Below are 21,716 nucleotides of genomic sequence, written 5' to 3'. Positions count from 1 at the left end.
CCTTTATGTTTGTTTCAATCCTAAAATCCTATAACTGACTGCACAGCTCTCTACAGAACCTTTCGTGACGTGCGCGCATATACCGGCAGATTGCCGTCATGATAACCACTTCGAAGAAGAAGTAAAGCCACGGCACATCGGCAAGACACGTTGCGTAAAGTACGATAGCCCGCGTATTAAAGGTAAGGATGTTTGTCCACTTCATCATGGGCAATGACAATGCCCGGAAACGGTCGCGGAATTCCTGAGGGATATGTCCGGTTTCGCCGTACCGCTCGCGCAGCTTTTTCATCAGACGCTGAAATTCAGGGGTCTGCTTTTCCTGCGTACGGGTGTAATTCACATACGTCTTCAGGAATGCTTTCCAAAGGAAGTTGCCTTTCCACGGGGTTTCATCGTACAATTTCTGCTGCTGAACCGAGTTATCGAGTTCGCTGCCTGCCTCTCCTTTCAGGAAGAACAGGTGAATCTGACGGTAGTAATCGGCTATACCGCACTGGCGGCTGTGGCATCCGAAACCGGAATACAGCACCACGGCAAGAAATACCGACACGGCAATCCATGTGTTCTGTCCGGTATTCTCAATGCCGAGCATCCGGAACTCCCAGTCGTGATGGACGTAAAAGCGGTAAACCAGCGACAGATAAATAGGTATGAACCATACCTCGCTTGCCGCCCCGTCGAGAATACGTCCGAGACGGGTTTTCTTTCCCGTCATACGCGCCAGTTGTCCGTCGGCGCTGTCGTAAAAATTAGCCCACGCCAAAAGCAACATCGCAATCAGGTTATACAGCAATCCGTCCATTCCCTCCGTGCGGTACGAACCGTGTGCGAAAAACCACGACGAGCCGGCACCGATTATCATCGAGAGGATGGTAACCGTATTGGGGTGGATATTGAAACGCTGAAAGAAAAGCGCCCAACGGTAACCGATAGGACGGGTCCACACGGTGTCGAGCCATTCTTCCGTATCGTTCGATTTGTAAGTTGATTTAACGTCTTCTTTAGTCATTGCAGTAGTATGTTTTTATTCAGTCGTCCGATTTTTTGCCTATCTTCATGAGCAACAACCCGATCGAGGTCCAGAACAGTTCGCGCACGCGGCAAATGATGCTGACAAACATCCCCACATCGCCCGTCATCCCCATCTGAGCCACCGACATGGCAAACCCGCCTTCGCGTCCGCCCAACTGCAAGGGAAGAAAGCCCAGCAGGTTGGCAAACAGAGAGGTGAACGCCAGTATCAGGAACGAATGAAGGAACGTCAGCACGTAGCCTTCCCATCCGCCCCCGCCGTTGATGTTGAAAAGCAGCAGCATGAAGAATATTTCGAAGCTCTGTAACAGACGCCCCACGTACTCCAAGAAGAAACTGCCGAAAAAGGAGCGTTTGTTCTGTCCCTGTAATTCGGATATCTGTTCATCGATTTTCTTCAAGTCGTCCAGATGATTCTCTAAAAAGCGTTTCCCCCACTTTCTGAGTCCCGGAAGTTTGCCGAGGAAACGGATGAACTTAACCGCCATCCCGTTTTTATATCCCTTTACAAACAGGTAAATGCCTCCCCAGCAAAACAGCAGAATCAGTCCCAAGATGATGCCGATGCCTACGTTGAACGGCAAATCGCCTATTGCCACAAGAATAAGATAGGTAACAACTCCCGTCACCCAAAACCAGAAATGACTGAAGATGTGCATCATGGCAAAAAGAACCACCGACGAAGTGGCTCGCCTCACACCGATGTATTTCGTCATTTCCATGATTTTATAAGGCTCGCCGCCCAGCAGACCTATCGGTGTGGCATAATTCAGCGCAAAGCCCGATATGGTCAACTTCAGCAAATTCGGGAAATCAATGGTACACGCTCCGCTTCCCTTGATAATTACTTTCCAAGTACACGCATTCAGTATATAAAGGAATCCCCACAGCCCCAAAATGGCAACCAGCCAGTAACCGGCTCTTGTTATATAGCCCCACAGCTCGACGAAACTTACATCGAATGTGAAAAACATTACGACCACGGCCGCAAGACCTATAATGAAAAACAAATTGTTAAGATATTTCCGCATATTTTTATTCTGTTTTTATTCTTCCCGTCCGGTTTCAGACAGGCGCAAATATTTGTTCTGCCACTCTTGATAATAATCGGGCTTCTCTACCATCAACTCCCCGCAGGGGTCAATGAACAGTTGGGTAGTTTCTCCCTCGGCACACAGTGTGCCATCACTCTCGCGATATACCTTATAGCGGTAATCCAGCCGTGCGCCGGGCTTATACACGTAGCACGTATGAATCACTGCCACGTCGTTAAGGGCGAGCGGTGCGTAATATTTCACATGCAGGTCGTAAATCGGCGCATAGATTCCCGAACGCTGCATATCGGCATAGCCTATCCCCGGATAATGCCTGCCAAAAGACTCTCGTCCGTCTTCAAAATAAGTGACATACGACCCGTGCCAAACCCTCTGCATGGAGTCAATCTCGCTAAACTTTACCTGCACGCGGCAGATGTCTTCAACCGTACCCATAGCATGTAAGAACTTATCCCATTACGTAAGCCTGCACTTACGTATAAAGTCCTCCGTTTATCGAGATAACTTCGCCGGTGATATAGCTTGCACCGGGCGACACAAGGAAGCCTACCAGCTCGGCAACCTCTTCGGGAGTTCCGAAACGGTTGGCGGGGATGGTCTTTTTCAGTGCAGCTTCATCCAGTCCTTCCACCATGTCGGTTTTGATGAATCCGGGAGCTACGGCGTTGACGGTTACATTCTTCCGCGCCACTTCCTGAGCCAGCGCCTTTGTAGCCGCTATGATGCCCCCTTTTGCCGCCGAGTAGTTGGTTTGTCCGGGAAGTCCCTTGATGCCGCTGACACTCGCCATGTTGACGATGCGCCCGAACTTATGGAACATCATGGGTTGCAGCAGCGGTTGCGTCACGTTATAAAATCCGTTCAGCGTAATGTCGAGCACGCGCGTCCAGTCTTCTTCGGGCATCAGCGCCAAGATGTTGTCGCGACGTATGCCGGCATTGTTTACCAATACCTCGACGTATTCATCGGGGTGAGCCGCCTCCCATGCGGCAAGTGCCTCGGCTGTTTGCTGACGGCTGCTTACGTCGAATTTCAACAACTCGCCGTCCTGCCCTGCCTCACGCACCAGTTCCAGCGTCTTTTCCGCTTCGGCGGCGTTTGACACATAATTGACGAGAATACGGTAGCCCATCCGGGCGAGCTTTACACAGACAGCCCGGCCAATGCCGCGACTGCCTCCCGTTACCAAAGCATATTTCATTGTTATTCGTTTCTACTGTTATTATTGATTCGTATTTACTATATTCCAAATTTTTTCTTTTCCCATTACCTCGGCACAGGTAAACAGGGCGGTCATTGTTACGCCATGTAACCCGTGGAGCATCAGATTTTGTCCAGTGAGCAAGAGGTTAGGGATAGGAGTGCGCGGCGAAAGCATCGTCAGCATCGGGCTGTTAAAGTCTTTACGCAAGCCGTATGCCGAGCCTTCGGGCGTGAACGTATAGTCGCGATAAGTAAGCGGTGTGCTGGTATAGCGTGCCTCCACGTGACGGGAAAGTCCCGGCAAAATGCGTTCTGCCAGCGTCATACATTCATCTGCCATCTGTTCTTTCATCTGACGGTATGCCTCTCCGCGCCTGCCCACGGTGGTATCGGTCCACGGCGTACAGCGGCTCCACGGCATGGGAGTCAGCAAGTCGAGCTGACGGGTGTATTCACTCCCGTCGTCCGGCACACGGCAACTTATCAAAATCCCGCTTACGGGAGCATCTGCCTGATAAAACGTCCACACATCGGGACGACGGTACACATAGCGGTTGCAGTTGAAGTAACGAACCGACTGAGGCTTGAGAGCGAGCGAAACGGTAAACATTCCAAACGTGTTTTCGAGGCGTGCAATGCGGTTGCGATACACTTTTTTCATCCGTTCGCTTTGTTTTACCCAGCCACACGTAACGGCGGGATGCACATCGCTGATGAAGGTATCGCCCTCGTAACGTTCGCCATCGGCACAGACGGCACATCTCAGTTTTCCACCCTGCTCCACCAGCTCGGTCACTTCGGCGTTGTAAACGATGTCTCCTCCACGCGAACGAATGTCGTTCAGCAAAGAATCGACTATCAGCGAACCATCTCCCTTGAGCCTCCAGCTACTTTCGATAAAACTGCCGTTGCCGTGGGCGAATGTAAACAAGGGTAACGACTCGCGCCGCAGTTCCATTTTCAGCGAAGTGCCGCTCAGTACGTTTATCAGCAACGAATCGTTGAACGTACGCTCCAAGTATCCGTATGCGCTTGTCTCCACCAAATCCGGAAATTCAGACGATTCGGGTGCCGAGGGATTCAACGCATCAAACTGATGTTCGCCTGTGTAACGCAGCAGCCTCGCATACAGCTCCAGCCCCTTGCGCTCGGCAGGAAATTCGGCAGCCAATGCATCGACAAAGGCATCGTATCCCTGCATGAAAGCAAACGTGCGGTCGGCGATGGTCACGCGGTCGAAAGCCTCATCGAGGCGCTGCCACGGAAGGCGGAGCAATCCCAAATAATCGAACGCCGCATGAAGCGACTGTCCTTCGCCCAGTCCTCCCACGTAGTGAAAGCCCGTATCGAACCGCATCCCCCGGCGTTTATAGCTCTGGATACATCCGCCCGCCTGTGTTTCTCTTTCAAGTAAAAGAACGCTTCGCCCCGAACGAGACAGAACCGAAGCACACACCAGTCCGCCCAATCCGCTGCCTATGATAATCACATCATACTTCATGCCGTAATCACTGTCATCTCGCCTTTGTACTCCATGTATGTCCGCTCGTTGTCGGCTATCTTTGCCGTCACCGCAAAACCTTTTCCGACAGGCGAACAGCTCAGCGTAACCTCCACTTCGGGACACACCGACGGCGATGCCACTGCCGTAAGGCGGCACTGCCTGATGGTATCGATAACCAACCGCTTACCCGTAAGTAACATGGCGCACTCTTTGATGGTTTCTATATTACAAACGCCGGGGCTTACCGGATTGCCGGGGAAGTGTCCTTTATATACCTCGCAATCGGGAAGAAGCGCCACGCGGAATACGGCATCCAAGCCCTCTCCGCTCCGGCCGATGATTTTATAATAGCTGTTTTCAAGCAACATGGCGGTATTCTTATTTAATGAAAATCTTCATTTGCGTATCTGCCACTGTTTCATCCTTTACCCGCGTTTCGCCCTTGATTATCGTAACGCCGGCTACCTCGGCTCCCATCGTTATGGTGGTATTCAGCTCTTCGCCGGGAGCCGGACGGCGGTAACAATGGAATTTCTTGATTTCGCCGATATAACCCACAGGAGGCTCGGAAGCCCCTGCGAGCAGTGCCTTGTATCCGGCAAAGGCTGAGGCAGACTGGGCGATGTGTTCTATCAACCCGACTTCTGCCAAGAGGCCGTCATCGTCGAGAAAATAGTTATCCGCCTTGACAACGAAGCCCGTTACAGCCACATCGTCCGTTGCATCCGTCAGCCTGTCGACCATCAGAATCGGGGCGCGCTGCGGGACGAGCTTCGTTACATCTACAATCTCCATCATGCAGGCAAATGAGTCTCTATGTAAGTATAGAGGTCGTTAAACGTTTTGATTTCACGCAAGTCTGCTACCGGAATCTTGATTTTGTAGGTCTGCTGAATGATAGCTACAAGATCTACCAAACTCAGGCTGTCCAGCGAAAGCGTTTCCTTTACGTTTGCTTCCGGCGTGAAAGCCTCTGCTTCTACTTCAAATTCTTCGGATAATAAAGCATTTACTTTTTCTACTATTTCTTCGCGTGTCATAACTAATGTGTTTTTTATGATGTAATTATAAGTTTTTTACGATAAGGGTTGAATTTGTTCCGCCAAATCCGAATGAGTTCGACAAGAACATGTCGAAATGCGTTTCGCGCGTTTCGGGCAAAATATTGATGCAGGCGGTATCCTCGTCGGGGTTCTCAAAGTTGATGTTTCCGGCGATGAACCCGTTTTTCATCATCAGTATCGAATAGATAATCTCGCTGGCTCCCGCCATCCACATCTCGTGTCCGGTCTGGCTCTTGGTTGAGGTTACCGGCACCTTGTTGTCGGCGAACACCTGCGCTATCGCCTGTGCTTCGCGGCTGTCTCCGATGCGGGTCGATGTGGCATGAGCGTTGATGTAACCTATCTCCGCCGGCGAAACGCCCCCGTTTTTCAGGCACAGCTCCAGCGAACGGGCAGGCCCTGCCACGTTAGGCGTAGAGATATGGTCGCCATTGCTTGAGAATCCCCAACTTACGATTTCCGCCAAAATGGGTGCTCCGCGCTTCACGGCGTGTTCATAGCTTTCAAGGATGACTGTCGCCGCACCTCCGCCGGGCACGAGTCCGTCGCGGTCGCGGTCGAACGGGCGACTGGCACGTGCGGGTTCATCCTCGCGTACGGAAAACGACTGGATTCCGTCGAACGCCGCCACGCTATACATGTTTGCCTCTTGTGCTCCGCCACACACTACACAGTCTTGCAGTCCGTTGCGTATCAGCAAAGCTCCCAAGCCAATCGACTGAGACCCCGATGCGCAGGCGGCAGATGCCGTGAGATTGATGCCCCGCAACTTAAACAAGCAGGCGAGGTTCATCGTAACCGTTGAGTTCATCGACTGAAAGATGGCTCCGCTGCCACACGCTGCCGTGTCTTTAAACTCGCGGAACTTATCGAGCGCATTCATCGTAGCTTCGGCCACCGAGTCATTGCCATAAATCAGACCCACTTCATGCGTATTAATATAATCCTGATCCAACTTTGCATTTTCAAGTGCCGCGCGAGTTGCCATGTAAGCATATTGAGCCTCTTCGGGCATAAACTGACGGAAATTGCGCGAAACAAACGGTTTCAGGTCGGGATGTTCTACATGGGCACATAAGGCGGAACGGAATCCGGCATCTTTACGCTCCTGACTGAAAACGATGCCGCTCTTCCCCGTGTACAACGAGTTACGTACTTCTTCAAGCGTTTTTCCCAGACAAGACCAAATGCCCATACCTGTTATTACCACTCTTCTTTCCATAACTTTAATCTTAAATTTATAATTTTTTCTTATAACATCTCCTCCTTTTGGTAAAGGTGGGATGCAAAGGTTTCCATTGCGATAGTTCTTTTACATTGCTTTCCAGCTGCGGCCCGGTTTCCGCCCACGTAAAATGATACTTATTATAAATAGGTATCAGGTCGGCAAAGAACAAGGCGTTCACGCCCAGCCCCTGATAATCGGGACGCACGGCTATGAGCAGCAGTTCTGCCTTGTCTTCATGCTTCCACTTCAGGGCGCGAAGCAGGTGATACCACCCGAAGGGGAACAATTTTCCACCCGACTTGCGCAACGCATACGACAAACTGCCCATTGTTATCGCCACACCTACCAGCTCGCCCTTATCGTTTTCGATGACAGGCAGCATCTGGTTATTTATCAGCGGGAAATAACGCTTTACGTACTGTTCTATCTGCTTGTCCGACAGTTCGGTGTATCCGAACAGGGGCGAATATGCCTTATTCATCAGCTCGAACACTTTCTTCCCGTATCCGCGCTTGTAAACATCGGCATTGGTCAGCTTCTTGACACTAAGCCCGAAGAGTTCTTTCGACAGACTTGACACGCGGGCATATTTCTCAGGAATCTCTTTGGGGATGTCTATCCGGATTTGTACCCAGTCTACTTCTTTTTCATACCCCAGCGTCTCCATGTGTTTGGGGTAGTAAGGATAGTTATAAATGGTAATCATCGAACCCATCTGGTCGAAATCCTCTACCAACATGCCCTCCTTATCGAAGTCGAAAATTCCCATCGGTCCCTGTATGCAGTCCATGCCGCGTTCTCTGCCCCACTCTTCCACCGCGTGAAGCAGCGCACCCGAAACATCCAAGTCGTCAATAAACTCAACAAACCCAAACCGGACATTCTTGGTATGCCACTTCTCATTGGCGTGATGATTGATGATACCGGCTATGCGGCCTACGGGATTTCCCTCTGCATCGTATGCAATGAATGGCTGAATTTCAGAAAACTCCAGTCCCGTGTTTTTACGCGGGTCGAACGTCTCGCGGATGTCCATTCGCAAATCGGGAACATAATACGGACAATTAGCATATAATTTGTCTGCAAACCGTAGAAAATCGTTCATTTCACGCTTCGTCCTGACTCTATTTACACTAATATTTCTCATACGGGATGCAAAAATACAAATAGTTGTTTGAAAGCAAAGTCGGGAAAATTCAAATACAACTTTTTGACTATTTTTTCAGCGATTGGGAATATTTCTGCCCGTCTTAAAAGACAAACAGCCATGCAAACATTCTTTAAGTTGCCCGAACGGGCTTTTCGGAAACGTTTCGGAAAAACCGGTATGCCTTTGGTTCACAATAAAAAAAGAACCGACACGCACCGATCTGCTCCTTTCGTCCGCACCAAGACAATAAAGAAAATGATAAAAAATAAAGGCAAAAACTTTTTTATTCCAACAATAGTCAATATCTTAGATGAATATTTCAATAAAAACAGACAATGCAAGTATGGACATGAGTATTTTCCATGTAGAATCAAACAAGACCTTTCCGGTACACGCCGGAAACATCCTTATCGCCTCTCCGCTGCTGCCCGACTATCGCTTTGCGCGTACGGTCATCCTGCTGGTAGCACACGACTCGGAAGGAAGCGTAGGACTTGTTGTAAACAAACGCTTTTACACGACATACACTCTGAACATGATAGTCCCGGAGTTAAAATACGGACCACAGGTTCCTGTCTACCCGGGAGGACCGATGGATAAAGACAACCTGTTTTTCATTCATTCGCTTTCTTTCTTAGACGGAGCTGTGCCTTTGGGACACGGGCTGTACGTGAACGGCGACTTCGAGTTCATAAAAGATTACATCATGGCAGGAAATCCCGTAGAGGGGCGCATCCGTTTCTTTACCGGCTATGCGGGATGGACGTATGGACAACTGGAACAGGAAATTGAAGAAAATTCGTGGATTATCGGGAACAGCAATCCGATGACTTTCCTGAGAGGACAATTCAAACACCATTGCTGGAAAAACTGTCTGGAAAATATGGGAAGCCCGTACAACATTTGGGCTACATACCCCCAGTTTCCTTCACTGAACTAAGCAGAGCTTTAGAAACCATGAAAAAGACAATACAGATACTGAAAGGCGACATCACCCGGCTGAGTGTGGATGCCATCGTGAATGCGGCGAATAACTCGCTGCTTGGCGGTGGCGGAGTAGACGGTGCCATCCATCGGGCTGCCGGCATCGGACTCTTAAAAGAGTGTCTCACTCTGGGTGGCTGCCCGACGGGAGAAAGCAAAATGACAGATGCTTATAACCTGCCGTGTAAGAAAGTCATCCATACGGTAGGTCCTGTGTGGCACGGGGGCGGACATAACGAAGCCCGGCTGTTGGCATCGTGTTATGACACGGCTATGGATTTGGCCGAGAAACATAACCTGCTCAGCATCGCTTTTCCGTGTATCAGCACCGGGGTATATAACTACCCGCATGAAGAGGCTGCCAAAATCGCCTTCGACACGGTTTTACGCCATATAGACAGCGGAAGTTATAAAGGCGAGGTCATCTTCTGCTGTTTTTTGGAAGAAGACGCGAGGATTTACGAAAAGTTATTGCAAGCCCGCCCGTAACCGCCGGATTCAAATCTGCGTGTCACGCAAAGGATTGAGTTTCTGCAACATGCAGACGGTATGGTATCTGCCCCGCACCCGAACCCAATCATGCAAGCAGCCGCATTCTTCATATCCTGCCGACAAGAACAAGCGCATACAGCCCACGTTGTCTTTCCGCACGTAGGCATAAAGCTGATGAATGCCCAGCAAGTCGAAACAATGCGCTTCAAGCAGCAGCAGCGCCTTACGCCCCACTCCTTGTCCGCGCATCTCCTTACAAACCATGATGCCTACCTCGGCACGGTTATGACGGGGGTCGAAAGTACAGAGATCTACCATGCCCAGCGTGCCTCGGTCGTGATGGACAATCATAAAACGGAGCTGACGGTCGACAAACACATCGTTCTGAGCTTCTGAAAGGTAAGTCTTCAGTTGGAAACGCGAATAAGGACCGGTAGCCGTTCCTTCCGCCCACAGTTCTGCATCGTTTTCAAACGCCAGCATCATATCCAAGTCTTCGGGCTCAGGCGCACGAAGCGTAATTTCATCCGTCCAGTCTTTCATAGCTCAGCCTCATCTGCGGGGTTTATCAAATCAAGCTCAGACAGCAGACGCTGACGGCCGGGCACACAGAAAAGCGAAGCTATCATCACCATCCCCGTACACAGCAATCCGGTTGTGTTCAGCGTACAATAATAAGAAGTAAGATTAAAGACTGCCGGAGCAAGCAATAACGAAAGGCGTACCTCGCTCCACCTGCGGTAACTAACCAGCGCACCGGGCAGCGGCAACTGCCTTACGTAGCGGGTAAGAGAGAGGTTGAACAGGCGGAGAGACAAGGGTATCAACGCTAACGCTAGCAATATCCCACTCAACCGCATGAAGTAATCAGCCTTAGCGTTAGCGGTCAGTGTTCCTTGCGGTAGAAAATCTGCCTCAAAAAGCACCACCTCTGCCACTACTATCGCCCACATCAGAACAAACTCCAGTTGCAAACGCCGCAACAAACGATTTATCTTTTTCTCCATCATTACACAATTATATTAAAAAGGTACGCACCCACCGTTACATCGTCCCCGTAAACGCTATGCGGTTTACTATCGAACGTCCTAAAGTAACCTCGTCGGTATACTCCAGCTCGTCGCCTATCGAAATACCGCGGGCAATGACCGTCAGTTTTACGTCCAGCCCGCTCAGCTTGCGGAAGATGTAGAAGTTTGTGGTGTCGCCTTCCATCGTCGAGCTCAACGCCAGTATCACTTCCTTTACCGAACCGCCTTTCACGCGCTCTACCAAGCTGTCGATTTGCAAATCCGAGGGACCGATGCCGTCCATCGGCGAAATCACCCCGCCCAACACGTGATACAGCCCCTTGAACTGCTGGGTATTTTCGACCGCCATCACGTCGCGGATATTCTCGACCACACAGATGGTAGACGCATCGCGCGCAGGGTTGGAACAGATGCGGCAAACATCCGTATCGGAGATGTTATGACACACCTTGCAGTATTTCACCTCGCGCTTCAGGGTTACGATGGCACCGGCGAACGCCTCTACGGTCTGTGCGTCTTGACGCAGGAGGTGTAACACCAGCCTCATGGCGGTTTTGCGCCCGATACCCGGAAGTTTGGCAAACTCTCCCACTGCCTTTTCGAGCAACACCGACGGATATTGTTGATTCATTTGATTCAGTTTCTTATTTTTTGATTGCGCGGGCAAATTTACTAATTTTCTATATATCTTTGTACCCCTTAACGAAACAGATTCATCATGAACGGCACTTTTATCCTTATCACGATATTTCTTTACTTCGGGCTTCTGCTGCTGGTAGCCCGACTCACCGCCAACCGCCATACCGACAACGACGCTTTTTTCCGTGGCAACCGCCAGTCGCCGTGGTTCATCGTATCGTTTGGCATGATAGGCGCATCGCTCTCCGGAGTTACGTTTGTGTCTGTTCCCGGCATGGTGGGCAGCATCGACATGACTTACATGCAGACGTGTCTGGGGTTTGCCGTCGGCTATTTCATCATCGCCCATGTGTTGCTGCCGCTGTATTACCGGCTGAATCTGACTTCCATTTATACTTACTTGGGCGAACGCCTCGGAAGATGCTCTTACAAGACGGGAGCATCGTTTTTCCTGATTTCGAAGCTGTTGGGAGCTGCCGCACGCCTGTACTTGGTATGCCTCATCCTCCAGCATTACGTGTTCGACGCTTACCATATCCCGTTTGCCGTGACCGCCGCAGGCACCATCGTGCTAATCTGGCTTTACACGCGGCGCAGCGGAATACGCACCATCGTGTGGACCGACAGCCTGCAAACGCTCTGCCTGCTGGCTGCCTTAGGACTGATTCTGTATCAGATAATCGGCACATTGGGGCTGAGCGCAAAAGAAACAATAGAACTGGTGGCGGGCGATGAACACAGCCGCATCTTCGTGTTCGACGACTGGCAGTCGAAACAGAATTTCTTCAAACAGTTCTTCAGCGGTATCTTCATCACCATCGTAATGACAGGGCTCGACCAAGACATGATGCAGAAAAACCTTTCTTGCCGCAACCTTCGTGAAGCCCAGAAAAACATGTACTGTTACGGTGTATCGTTCGTTCCGGTCAACCTGCTGTTCCTCGTGCTGGGCATCCTGCTGCTGGCGGTAGCCTCCCGGCTCCACTTAGACGTTCCGGCAAAAGGCGATGACATCCTTCCCATGTTTGCCGCCGGAGGGCATCTCGGCTACACGGTTCTCGTACTTTTCACCATCGGCATCATAGCAGCCGCCTTTTCGAGCGCCGACTCTGCCCTTGCCGCCCTGACCACCAGCTTCTGCATCGACCTGCTGAACATCAGCCGTTACCCTGAACAGAAAGCGCAACGCATCCGTAAGCTGTCACACCTGCTCATCTCGGTAGTATTCATCGCATGTATGCTGGCATTCAAGGCAATAGACAGTCCGAGTGTCATCGACATGATTTACGTGCTGGCATCGTACACCTACGGCCCGTTGTTGGGTCTGTTCTGCTTCGGACTCTTCACCCGCCGACAGCCCCGCGACCGCTTCGTGCCCTACATAGCCATCGCCTCCCCCGTGGCCTGCTACCTGCTCTCCCTCCTCATCTCCTCCACCACCGGCTACCAGTTCGGCTACGAGATTCTGATGGTCAACGGTCTGCTTACATTCATCGGGCTACTGCTCCTGAGCCTCAACCGCCGGCTACCCCAATCGCCCGTATCATAGCCTCATTAGCAGATATTGCTTTATTTTTATAACTTATTTAATCTGCGGTGAAAATTTGGAATACTGATATTATTTCGTACTTTTGCTAAAAACGACAAATATATGGCAAACAGTTATATAAGATTCGACTGGGCAATGAAGAGGTTGCTCAGAAACAAAGCGAACTTTAATGTGCTGGAGGGGTTGCTTACCACGCTACTGAAAGAAAACATACACATACAGAAACTGCTTGAGAGTGAAAGCAACCAAGAAGAGGAGTTCGACAAATATAACAGAGTAGACATGCTTGCCGAAAACGATAAGGGAGAACTCTTTCTTGTGGAAATACAAAACAACAATGAGTATGCTTATTTCCAGCGGATGCTTTTCGGCACATCAAAATTGGTCACTGAATACATAAACCGAGGAGAGGGATATGAGAAAGTAAGAAAAGTATATAGCATCAACATCGTGTATTTCTCGCTCGGTCATGGGAAAGATTATGTGTATCACGGAAAAACCGAATTCAAAGGGATACACAAAGGAGATATTCTTGAACTGACTCCTTTCCAAAAACAAACATTCAAGGCAGATACCGTAAGCCAGCTGTATCCGGAGTATTACATTTTGAAAGTGAACGATTTTAACAGCGTGGCAAAAAGTCCGCTCGAAGAATGGATATATTATCTTAACACAGGAGAAATACCCGACAATGCCACTGCGCCCGGACTTGACAAGGCGCGGGAACAGTTGAAGCTGGACAAGATGAGCAAAGAGGAACTTAAAGCGTATTACCGGCATCTGGATAATATTGTCATCCTGAAAAGCAATATTTTTACAGAACGGGAAGAAGGCAGAGTGGAAGGTAGAGCTGAGGGCAGAGCTGAAGGTGAAAAAAGCAAACAGCTGGAAATAGCCCGGAACTTGAAGCGGATGGGGTTGTCTACCGCCGATACATGCAAGGCTACGGGACTTTCCGCTGAAGAGGTGGAACGGCTATGACAGTCGAAAAGCTGTGTGGTTTTACGCCTGCATCATCTTACGGGCGTAAAACCATACTACCAAATAGCCAACAAAGGGGACGATGAATGCCATGCTCATCGTGGAGCAGTCGGCTACGTAGCCCATCAGCAGCGGACCTACCGCTCCGCCCACGGGAGACATCATCAGGAAGGAGGAAGCACGCTTGGTATGGCTTCCCAAACCTCTGAGTGAGAGGGCAAAGATGGTGGGGAACATGATGGCTTCGAACGCATAGCCTGCAAGCAGGGCGATTAGCGATGCCATACCCAAGTCCATCACTACGCAGAGGGTGGTCAGTACGGTACCGGTGGCGCAGCAGAAAAGCATTTTTTCGGCGCGTACGCGGCTCATTATCCAACTTCCGGCGAAACGTCCCACCATAAACAGGCTCAGTCCGCCGAACGAAAGGACGAGCGATGCCTGACGGGGGCTCATCCAGCCTTGGTCGGTTACGTAGTTGATAAAGAAACTATTGATGGATATTTCTCCCACCTCGTAGGCAAAGAGGGCTATCAGTCCGAAGATAAACAGCTTATGCGACCACAGGCTGACGCGATTTCCCTGTTCGTCCGTTTCTACTTCGTGCTTGATTTCAGGGAGGCTGACGCGCGAAAATACCACGCCCACCAGCAGCACGATGATACCCATGATGGTGTAAGGCAATGCCACGTTGCCCGAAGGTTCCTTGTCGTCAGAGAACAGCACCAGTGCGGCGAGTATCGGGGCGAAAATGCAGCCTAACCCGTTAAACGACTGTGCGAAGTTCAGGCGGCTGGCAGCGGTTTCTTTTGCTCCCAGCTCGGTTACATAGGGATTGGCGGCTGTTTCGAGAAACACCAGTCCGCAACCGATGACGAAGAGTGAAAAAAGAAAGAAGTTGAACGACATCCAATGCTGGCCGGGGATGAAGAGCAACGAACCGACCCCGTAAAGCAGCAGTCCGAACACCACTCCCCTACGGTAACCGAAACGGTTGATAAACAGTCCGGCGGGTATCGCCATGATGAAATAGCCCATGTACATCGTAACCTGTATCATGGCAGAATGGGCTTTGGTTATCGCCAAGAGTTCTTGGAAGTGCTTGTTTAATACGTCTAAAATAGCGTGTGCGAACCCCCACAGAAAGAATAAAGACGTAAGCAGAACAAACGGTATGAGGTATCGTTTTTCTACCAGAGCGATGCGCTGTTTTTTCATATCACGACTCCTTTCTGAACGGTTATTACAAATAAGACAACAGTTGGGGCAAATCGGTGATAATCACGTCGGGCAGGGTTTCGTCGATGGTTTCGTTGCCCCATCCCTCGCCTTTCAGCCAAGCCACCTTGCAGCCTACGGTTTTTGCCGGTACTACATCTTTCGAGAACGAATCGCCCACTACGAGGATGTTTTCTGCCGGGAATCCCATAGCCTCTACGCCCAACCGGTAGATGGCAGGGTCGGGCTTACGCACGCCTACCACCGACGATTCAATGATGTCTGAAAAACAGTCGGACAGCGCGAAGTCTTTCAGAATGGTCTGGATGTTTCCGTAAAAATTAGATACCAACACCAACTTGTAGCGTCCGGCAAGCGTTTCTACCACGGGGCGCGTGCGCTGTAACACGTTTAATACGTATTGGTAACAAGCGTCTGCCACCTTGCAGGCATACGCTTTCCCGGCAGCATCGGCTTCGCTCAGTTTTCCCTGTTCTACGAGGTAAGTTATCTGAATATCGGTTTTGATGCGCAACACATCGTGAAAGTCGTGTTCGGGTTTTACCAGCGGGATGCGTGCCAGCGTGCGTTCGCCGTGTACGTATGCTTCGCGGAAATCCGCCTTGCTGACGGGCACTTGCAGAGCTTCGTATTCGCCCCACAACACTTCTGCCCAGTGGCGGCTGTTCGTGTCAATTGTTCCTCCGTAATCAAAGATGATACCTTTAATATCTTCCAGCTTTTTCATTTTGTCATTTATATTTTTGATACAGACGGGCGCACATCGCTTCGTGCCGGTGACGCATGTAAACAAAGAGTGCCGTCATTATTACGATTTCAAAGATAAAATACAGCCACGGTTCGCCTATCAGCAGACTGATGTAGAGGGCGATGGCGCGGGTGTTGAAGGTGAGGATGTTGGTGTACTTCATCAGCGGCAGGCTCAGGGTGCGGAACTCGTCGCGCAGTGCCTGCGGAATGTTGTTGCCGTACTTTTGTTGAACCAATGCGTAGAAACGCTGGAAGTTAGGCGTCATCTGCTCTTGCTGACGGGTATAATTTCCGTAGAAGTACAGGAAAGCCTTCCACCAGAAATTGTGTTTCCACGGCAGGCTGTAGAATATCTCGCGCTGCTGTTTGAAGTTGTCTAATTCGCTGCCCGACGTGCCTTTCAGAAAATACAGATGGATGTTCCGGTAATAATCGGCAAGCGTACACTGCTTGCTGTGGCAGATGGTGCCTGAGAAGAGCGCCAGAATCCAGATGTAAATGCCCCACGTCATGCCTTCGCCGGCTCCTATCCCGAAAGGCAGGGGGTCGTTGGTGAGCCGCAGGCAAATAGCGGCATAGATGGTAAAAAACCACAAGTCGCCCGCAAAGCCGTCTAACATACGTCCCCAGCGGGTTTTCTTTCCGGTGAGCCGTGCCAACTGCCCGTCGCAGCTATCGTAATGGTTTGCCCACATCAGCAGAAAGATTCCTGCCAGCGTATGTTTCATGTCGGGAAAATAAAACATCACTCCTGCCGCCATGCCCAAGATGATAGACAGGATGGTCACCACGTTGGGATGTACCCCGAAGCGTTTGAAAAACAACGCCCAAGCGTAACCTATCGGACGGTTAAAATAGATATCAAGGAACTCTTCCGTATCCATCGACTTGAAAGAAGCCTCAAATCCTTTCTTTTCCATAATCAGTCGTTTAGTTTTTCTGTTTTTTGAGTTATGCAATTATAGATACATTCCGCTATTTTGGGTCCTGCTTCTTCGCGGCAGCGGGCAAAACTGGGCCAGTCGTTGAAATCGATGATACGGATTTCTCCCGTCGATGATACCACACAGTCGCCTCCGTAGATGTATATGTTCAGGGCTTCGGCTGCCTGATTGCCGTATGCTTGGAGTTTCTTTACGTCGAAAGGAAATCCGCGCGTTTCGCCGTTGATGGCTTCCAGTCCGAATTTGCTGTGCGACTGCTCGGTGGGATAGAAAGTGTAAAAGAAATCGGTTCCGCGCACGCCGTAGAACTTCACCAAGTCGCCTACCAGATGCTCGTTGACTACCGCTTCGGGGATGTTGCGCCGGCGGAAGTCTGCCAGCACGTGTTCCGCCTCTTCGCGACACTCTACGTAAACTACATCTTCTTTCACCATCGCGTGGGAATTGCCCCGCTTTATCCAACACGGAAATACGTCCGGGGTAAAAGCCCCGTCGGTGGGGATGATGAAGCTGCGCGGATGGGGAACGTGGTTGGCTACCAGCAGTTCGGTCATCGCCTTGCGCACGCAGTTGTCGATGCCATACGCCGAGTTGACCACCGTAGCCCCGTTGTCTTCCAGTTCTTTCAAGCGGTTGATGGTAGCCCTGTCGCGTGCCATATCAAAGATAAAATCTGCCTCAATACCTTGTTTCACAAACTCCTTCTCAGGATAAAGGATTACCTCGCATCCTTTTTTTTCCAAACTTTCGGCTGTTATTCTGAAGATAGCAGCGTCGTTTCCTACATGATTCGGCGAGTATTCATTACCACGGCTCACGCCCACTACCCGAATCTTCTTGTCTGTTACAAACATCTTTTTACTCTCAATCTTTTTTATTTATTCCTTTCGATTCAGAAAAGCCTCAGCTTTTACTATATCACTTGCGTGGTCTACGTCTAATATTTTCGAAAACGGATAGGCAGTCAGCCGAAGCCCGTCTGCCACTAATTGACGCTGGAAATTCCTCATGCGCGACATGCCTTTTTCCATACATCCTTCAAGGGTACGGATGGCTTTCGGTGTGAGGCAGTAGATGCCGCCCGAAATGTAACGACACTGCGGGGTGGCTTCGTCATGGAATCCGGTAATGTTCAGCTCTTCATCGGTCGAGATATAGAGGGGTTTTTCGTCGTCGATGTAATCGGTTACTGCCATCATACCGTCTTTGTCCGATGCCTTGAATGCCTCGATAAAGCGCGTGAACTCGTCTTCACGGAATATCGTGTCGACGGTAGTAAGACAGAATTTATCGTCTTTCAGGTATCTGCTTAACTCATAAAAACTGTGCATCGAACTGGGGGTGGTTTTTACCACGACCTCCAGCGGTACGCCCGAAGTTTTTTTCAGTTCGGCAAGATGCGCTTTCGTTTCGGGGACTTCATTATTGATGATTACCACCACCTGCTCGGCTCCGTTTGCTTCAAAAATGCGAATCAGGCGGTCAATCATTGCCGTACCGTTGAGTTGCACCAACGGTTTGGGCAACCGGACACCCTCTTGGGAAAGTCTGGAACCTTCTCCGGCTGAGATTATTGCAAATTTCATGTTTTATCGTAGTTTCTTTTTATCTGATTCAATCTTCGTCGATAGTGTCTAATTTAAGTTTATCGCTGTCATCGCGTTTTTCGTAATACTGCTTCCGCAGGGGATGGGCACTGATTTCTCTCTCGATGCAGCGGTGGCGGAACACGTCGATGGCTACGTAAACAGCCTGACGGAACGAGTCTTCCGAAGCGATGCCCTGTCCGGCAATGTCGTAAGCAGTGCCGTGGGCGGGCGAAGTGCGCACGATGGGAAGCCCCGCCGTAAAGTTGACCCCCTCATCCATAGCAAGTGCCTTAAACGGTGCAAGCCCCTGATCATGATACATCGCCAGAATGCCGTCGAAATGGGTATGGTTTCCCGAACCCATGAACCCGTCGGCAGGGTAAGGACCGAAACACAGCACACCTTCTTCCGCCATTTCCTGTATGGCAGGCGTAATCACGGTTTGTTCCTCCGTACCCAGCAGCCCTTCGTCGCCGGCATGGGGGTTCAGCGAGAACACGGCGATGCGCGGACTGTCGATATTGAAGTCTTGCTTCAGCGAACGATGGAAGATGGCGAGTTTTTCTTTTATCAGCTCTTTGGTAATGTCTTTCGATATTTCGCTCACCGGGATATGTCCCGTAACGAGTGCTACGCGGAAATCGTCTTTCAGCAGAATCATCAGCGCCTTCTGTCCGTTGCCTACGCGCTGTTCGATGTACTCGGTGTGTCCGGGGAAATGAAAGTCGTCCGACTGGATGGTCGATTTGTTTATCGGCGCCGTCACCAGCACGTCGAAGTATCCTTCCCGGTATTCGGCAAGCGCCCTTTCCAGTGCCAGCAGCGCGGCACGTCCGCCTTCCGGTGTAGGCTTGGTAAGTTCAACCTTCACTTCCTCCTCGATGCAGTTTACGATGTTCAGTTTCCCCTCTTGCGCATCGGCGGCAGAAGCCACGATACTGAAATTGGTGGGAATATCCATCGCCTTGCGGTGATAAGCAGCCACCTTCGGCGAACCGTAGATAACCGGCGTACAGAGGTCAAACATCGCGGGGTCGGCAAAGGTTTTCAATATAACCTCGTAACCAATGCCGTTTATGTCTCCGTGGGTGATACCCACCTTTATTTTACGTTCTTCCATATTCACTTCTTATTTCTGTTCTCCTTCTTTCTTTTCTTCCGCTATCGACTGGTCTACCGTTATTTCGGGCGCTTCTTTTTCAGAAGGCAGCTTCAGGGTATAGAGTGCAGCGTTTAACTTTCTTATCTGGTCGCGTTTCAATTTTCCGGGGTTATATACGAATCCCTCGACTACTATCACCCTGCCGTTGGCACGGTCTACGCGGGCGTGTGCCACAAACGGGCCGCCCATTGCGTCGTTCTTCATTTCCCACAGTCCGCGTGCTTCGAATGCGTAATCGCCCTTCACGGCAATGTTTCTCACGCTCACGAATGAAGAGTCTGCCGTCTGCATGTACATGCCTTCTTCCGAGCCGGGCAGGTTAATCTGCATCACCGAGTCGCGCTTGTGGATGAAATACGCCTTTGTAAACGTCTGTTTGTCGGTATAGGGATATGAATACATTACGAAGTTCATATCGTTCAGTTGGGTCGATGCCCAGAAAAACTGTTCTCCCGTCTTATACGAATTCAGCTCTACGGGCAGCCACACGTCGCAGTCGAACTGGCTTCCCACCTTAGCCGAAATCACTTCGCTGTGTTTTGTTTTCAGCTGGCTTACCTCGCGGTTCATCTCGGCGCGGGTAAAGAAATCGACTATCACCTGACCGTGTTTCGACACATACTCGGCAAAGTCTTTCTGGTTAGGCGACTGGATGCTCATTATCATCTGCGGCGAAGAATAAACGTCGCGTGAGTATTTGAACTTGGTCTGCGTATAGATGTCTTGGATATCTACGATGATGATATTGCGGAACAGACGCATCCCGCGTTCGAAGTAATCGGGACGCACACGAGAGATACGGAACGAACGCTCCGACTGGGGAAGTCCCGGAACATCGGTATCCAACACGTGGAACAATGCACTGTCAGGGCTCATCCAACATTTATCGTCTGCCACAACCAGTATTTCGTAAGGACGTCCGCTGGCTACGGGGGTTATCATGCTCTTTCCTCCTTCTCGACACGAAGCAAGCGAAAGAACTGCCAACATAAAGCTCAAATAAAAGGCAAATCGTTTCATATCCCTCTTGTTTAAAAAATTAATATCTCATTCTTTTTCTGCCTGCTGGCGTGCCGTAGAGAGCATACCGCAAGCGGCAAAAATGTCTTCTCCGCGAGAGGCACGGATGGTAGCAAACAGTCCGTGGCGCGTCAGGTAGTCGCGGAAAGCAATCATCGAGTCCATGTCTGTTCCTTCCAAGTCCACTCCGGGGATGGCGTGGAAACGAATCAGGTTCATCCGGCACTCCAATCCGCGCAACAGGCGTACCAGCTCTTTGGCGTAGATCAGGCTGTCGTTTACGCCCTTGAACACGATGTACTCGAACGACAGGCGGCGCTGCTTGCTGAAATCGTACCGGTGCAGAATCTCCACCATTTCGGTAATGGAGAAGGCTTTTTCGGCAGGCATCAGCGTGCGGCGCTGTGCCGGGAAAGGCGAGTGCAGGCTCACCGCCAAATGGCAGTTGCTTTCGCGCAAGAACCGTTCGAATCCCTTGCGCAGCCCCACCGTAGACACCGTGATGCGCTTGGGACTCCACTTATAACCGTAGTCGGCGGTAAGTATCTCCAGCGCGCGCAACACCTCGTCTAAATTATCCATCGGCTCTCCCATCCCCATGAAAACCACGTTGGTCAGCGTGTCGCGTTCGGGGAGCGAGTAGATTTGGTTCAGTATCTGGGCAGCAGTCAGGTCGGCTGAAAATCCCTGCTTCCCCGTCATGCAGAACATGCAGTTCATCTTACACCCTACCTGCGAGGACACGCACAGCGTGGCACGCTCGCCGTCAGGGATATAAACCGACTCGATGTAATTACCTTCCGGCGTACGGAAAAGATACTTCACCGTGCCGTCTGCCGAGCGCATTTCGTGTACCGGACTGCTCGCCCCTACCTCGTACGTTTCTTTCAGCCGCTCCCGGTTTTTCTGCGAGAGGTTGGTCATTTCGTCAATCGTTGCTACTTTCTTGTCGTACAGCCATCCGGCTATCTGACCAGCCGAAAACTTGGGCATCCCCAAGTCTTTCACGATTTCGCCCAGTTCACTTAATGTTTTTCCCAGCAAAGGAATTTTCGCCATATCTGCTTTTTTATTAATTCCGAAAATACAATTAGCGT

General features: G+C 50.5%; 25 protein-coding genes. 4 read left to right on the top strand and 21 right to left on the bottom strand.

Annotation, left to right across the window (positions count from 1 at the left end):
• Window positions 1-28 precede the first annotated feature (28 nt).
• The 10 genes from M3085_RS04635 to M3085_RS04590 are packed head-to-tail and all read right to left on the bottom strand — an operon-like array spanning window position 29 to window position 8,236.
• Window positions 29-1,012 carry a CDP-alcohol phosphatidyltransferase family protein gene (locus M3085_RS04635; protein WP_249052410.1) on the bottom strand — a complete coding sequence of 328 codons (984 nt, stop codon included), beginning with the start codon at window positions 1,010-1,012 and terminating at the stop codon, window positions 29-31.
• Window positions 1,013-1,031: 19 nt separating this feature from the next.
• A complete protein-coding gene (locus M3085_RS04630) occupies window positions 1,032-2,066 on the bottom strand; it encodes a lysylphosphatidylglycerol synthase transmembrane domain-containing protein (RefSeq protein ID WP_178256296.1) in 1,035 nt (344 codons plus the stop codon).
• Window positions 2,067-2,081: 15 nt separating this feature from the next.
• Window positions 2,082-2,525 carry an acyl-CoA thioesterase gene (locus M3085_RS04625; protein ID WP_249052409.1) on the bottom strand — a complete coding sequence of 148 codons (444 nt, stop codon included), beginning with the start codon at window positions 2,523-2,525 and terminating at the stop codon, window positions 2,082-2,084.
• 37 nt (window positions 2,526-2,562) lie between these two features.
• Entirely contained in the window at window positions 2,563-3,291 is a 729-nt protein-coding gene (gene fabG / locus M3085_RS04620) for a 3-oxoacyl-ACP reductase FabG (protein ID WP_191709555.1), read from the bottom strand.
• 21 nt (window positions 3,292-3,312) lie between these two features.
• Entirely contained in the window at window positions 3,313-4,794 is a 1,482-nt protein-coding gene (locus tag M3085_RS04615; protein WP_249052408.1) for a phytoene desaturase family protein, read from the bottom strand.
• A complete protein-coding gene (locus M3085_RS04610) occupies window positions 4,791-5,165 on the bottom strand; it encodes a beta-hydroxyacyl-ACP dehydratase (RefSeq protein WP_178256300.1) in 375 nt (124 codons plus the stop codon). The genes M3085_RS04615 and M3085_RS04610 overlap by 4 nt, the downstream gene beginning before the upstream one ends.
• A gap of 10 nt (window positions 5,166-5,175) precedes the next feature.
• Window positions 5,176-5,595: a beta-hydroxyacyl-ACP dehydratase gene (locus M3085_RS04605; RefSeq protein WP_249052407.1), complete on the bottom strand. Its 420-nt coding sequence runs from the start codon at window positions 5,593-5,595 to the stop codon at window positions 5,176-5,178.
• On the bottom strand, window positions 5,592-5,837 hold the full coding sequence (locus M3085_RS04600) for an acyl carrier protein (protein ID WP_178256301.1): 246 nt from the start codon (window positions 5,835-5,837) through the stop codon (window positions 5,592-5,594). Before M3085_RS04600 ends, M3085_RS04605 begins: the two co-directional genes overlap by 4 nt.
• A gap of 25 nt (window positions 5,838-5,862) precedes the next feature.
• Window positions 5,863-7,083: a beta-ketoacyl-[acyl-carrier-protein] synthase family protein gene (locus M3085_RS04595; RefSeq protein ID WP_178256302.1), complete on the bottom strand. Its 1,221-nt coding sequence runs from the start codon at window positions 7,081-7,083 to the stop codon at window positions 5,863-5,865.
• A 16-nt stretch (window positions 7,084-7,099) separates the two neighbouring features.
• Window positions 7,100-8,236: an N-acetyltransferase gene (locus tag M3085_RS04590; protein WP_191709557.1), complete on the bottom strand. Its 1,137-nt coding sequence runs from the start codon at window positions 8,234-8,236 to the stop codon at window positions 7,100-7,102.
• A 346-nt stretch (window positions 8,237-8,582) separates the two neighbouring features.
• Here M3085_RS04590 and M3085_RS04585 point away from each other — a divergent pair, with 346 nt between their 5' ends.
• Window positions 8,583-9,179: a YqgE/AlgH family protein gene (locus M3085_RS04585; protein WP_191709558.1), complete on the top strand. Its 597-nt coding sequence runs from the start codon at window positions 8,583-8,585 to the stop codon at window positions 9,177-9,179.
• A gap of 17 nt (window positions 9,180-9,196) precedes the next feature.
• On the top strand, window positions 9,197-9,712 hold the full coding sequence (locus M3085_RS04580) for an O-acetyl-ADP-ribose deacetylase (protein WP_204499744.1): 516 nt from the start codon (window positions 9,197-9,199) through the stop codon (window positions 9,710-9,712).
• 9 nt (window positions 9,713-9,721) lie between these two features.
• On the opposite strand, the gene M3085_RS04575 is transcribed toward M3085_RS04580, so the two are convergent.
• From M3085_RS04575 to recR, 3 genes are read right to left on the bottom strand one after another with little or no spacing between them, the layout of a single operon-like run.
• Window positions 9,722-10,258, bottom strand: a complete 537-nt coding sequence (locus M3085_RS04575; RefSeq protein ID WP_249052406.1) for a GNAT family N-acetyltransferase — start codon at window positions 10,256-10,258, stop codon at window positions 9,722-9,724.
• Window positions 10,255-10,722, bottom strand: a complete 468-nt coding sequence (locus tag M3085_RS04570) for a hypothetical protein (RefSeq protein ID WP_191709859.1) — start codon at window positions 10,720-10,722, stop codon at window positions 10,255-10,257. Before M3085_RS04570 ends, M3085_RS04575 begins: the two co-directional genes overlap by 4 nt.
• 37 nt (window positions 10,723-10,759) lie before the next feature.
• Window positions 10,760-11,377 carry a recombination mediator RecR gene (recR, locus tag M3085_RS04565; RefSeq protein WP_191709561.1) on the bottom strand — a complete coding sequence of 206 codons (618 nt, stop codon included), beginning with the start codon at window positions 11,375-11,377 and terminating at the stop codon, window positions 10,760-10,762.
• An 87-nt stretch (window positions 11,378-11,464) separates the two neighbouring features.
• Between recR and M3085_RS04560 the strand changes: the two genes are divergently transcribed.
• Together M3085_RS04560 and M3085_RS04555 are read left to right on the top strand one after the other, a co-directional pair.
• Window positions 11,465-12,934, top strand: a complete 1,470-nt coding sequence (locus M3085_RS04560) for a sodium:solute symporter (protein ID WP_249052405.1) — start codon at window positions 11,465-11,467, stop codon at window positions 12,932-12,934.
• Window positions 12,935-13,036: 102 nt separating this feature from the next.
• Window positions 13,037-13,915 carry an Rpn family recombination-promoting nuclease/putative transposase gene (locus M3085_RS04555; RefSeq protein ID WP_249052404.1) on the top strand — a complete coding sequence of 293 codons (879 nt, stop codon included), beginning with the start codon at window positions 13,037-13,039 and terminating at the stop codon, window positions 13,913-13,915.
• A 21-nt stretch (window positions 13,916-13,936) separates the two neighbouring features.
• Here the strand turns inward: M3085_RS04555 and M3085_RS04550 are convergent, their stop codons facing one another.
• The 8 genes from M3085_RS04550 to rlmN are packed head-to-tail and all read right to left on the bottom strand — an operon-like array spanning window position 13,937 to window position 21,678.
• A complete protein-coding gene (locus M3085_RS04550) occupies window positions 13,937-15,133 on the bottom strand; it encodes a sugar MFS transporter (RefSeq protein WP_249052403.1) in 1,197 nt (398 codons plus the stop codon).
• 25 nt (window positions 15,134-15,158) lie between these two features.
• Window positions 15,159-15,881: an HAD family hydrolase gene (locus M3085_RS04545; protein WP_249052402.1), complete on the bottom strand. Its 723-nt coding sequence runs from the start codon at window positions 15,879-15,881 to the stop codon at window positions 15,159-15,161.
• A 4-nt stretch (window positions 15,882-15,885) separates the two neighbouring features.
• Entirely contained in the window at window positions 15,886-16,824 is a 939-nt protein-coding gene (locus M3085_RS04540; protein ID WP_191709566.1) for a CDP-alcohol phosphatidyltransferase family protein, read from the bottom strand.
• 2 nt (window positions 16,825-16,826) lie between these two features.
• Entirely contained in the window at window positions 16,827-17,702 is an 876-nt protein-coding gene (locus tag M3085_RS04535; RefSeq protein WP_191709567.1) for a hypothetical protein, read from the bottom strand.
• A gap of 24 nt (window positions 17,703-17,726) precedes the next feature.
• Window positions 17,727-18,434: an NDP-sugar synthase gene (locus M3085_RS04530; RefSeq protein ID WP_191709568.1), complete on the bottom strand. Its 708-nt coding sequence runs from the start codon at window positions 18,432-18,434 to the stop codon at window positions 17,727-17,729.
• A 28-nt stretch (window positions 18,435-18,462) separates the two neighbouring features.
• Window positions 18,463-19,557 carry a 4-hydroxythreonine-4-phosphate dehydrogenase PdxA gene (gene pdxA, locus M3085_RS04525; RefSeq protein WP_191709569.1) on the bottom strand — a complete coding sequence of 365 codons (1,095 nt, stop codon included), beginning with the start codon at window positions 19,555-19,557 and terminating at the stop codon, window positions 18,463-18,465.
• Between the two features lie 9 nt (window positions 19,558-19,566).
• Window positions 19,567-20,619, bottom strand: coding sequence for a DUF4837 family protein (locus tag M3085_RS04520; protein WP_191709570.1), 1,053 nt, complete (start codon window positions 20,617-20,619; stop codon window positions 19,567-19,569).
• A gap of 27 nt (window positions 20,620-20,646) precedes the next feature.
• Entirely contained in the window at window positions 20,647-21,678 is a 1,032-nt protein-coding gene (gene rlmN, locus M3085_RS04515; protein ID WP_191709571.1) for a 23S rRNA (adenine(2503)-C(2))-methyltransferase RlmN, read from the bottom strand.
• Window positions 21,679-21,716: the final 38 nt, after the last annotated feature.

The sequence above is a fragment of the Bacteroides caecicola genome (assembly GCF_023337095.1).
Taxonomy (GTDB): Bacteria; Bacteroidota; Bacteroidia; order Bacteroidales; family Bacteroidaceae; genus Phocaeicola; species Phocaeicola gallinarum.
Note: the sequence above shows the minus strand (reverse complement) of the source record. Positions and strands in the feature narration are given on the sequence as shown.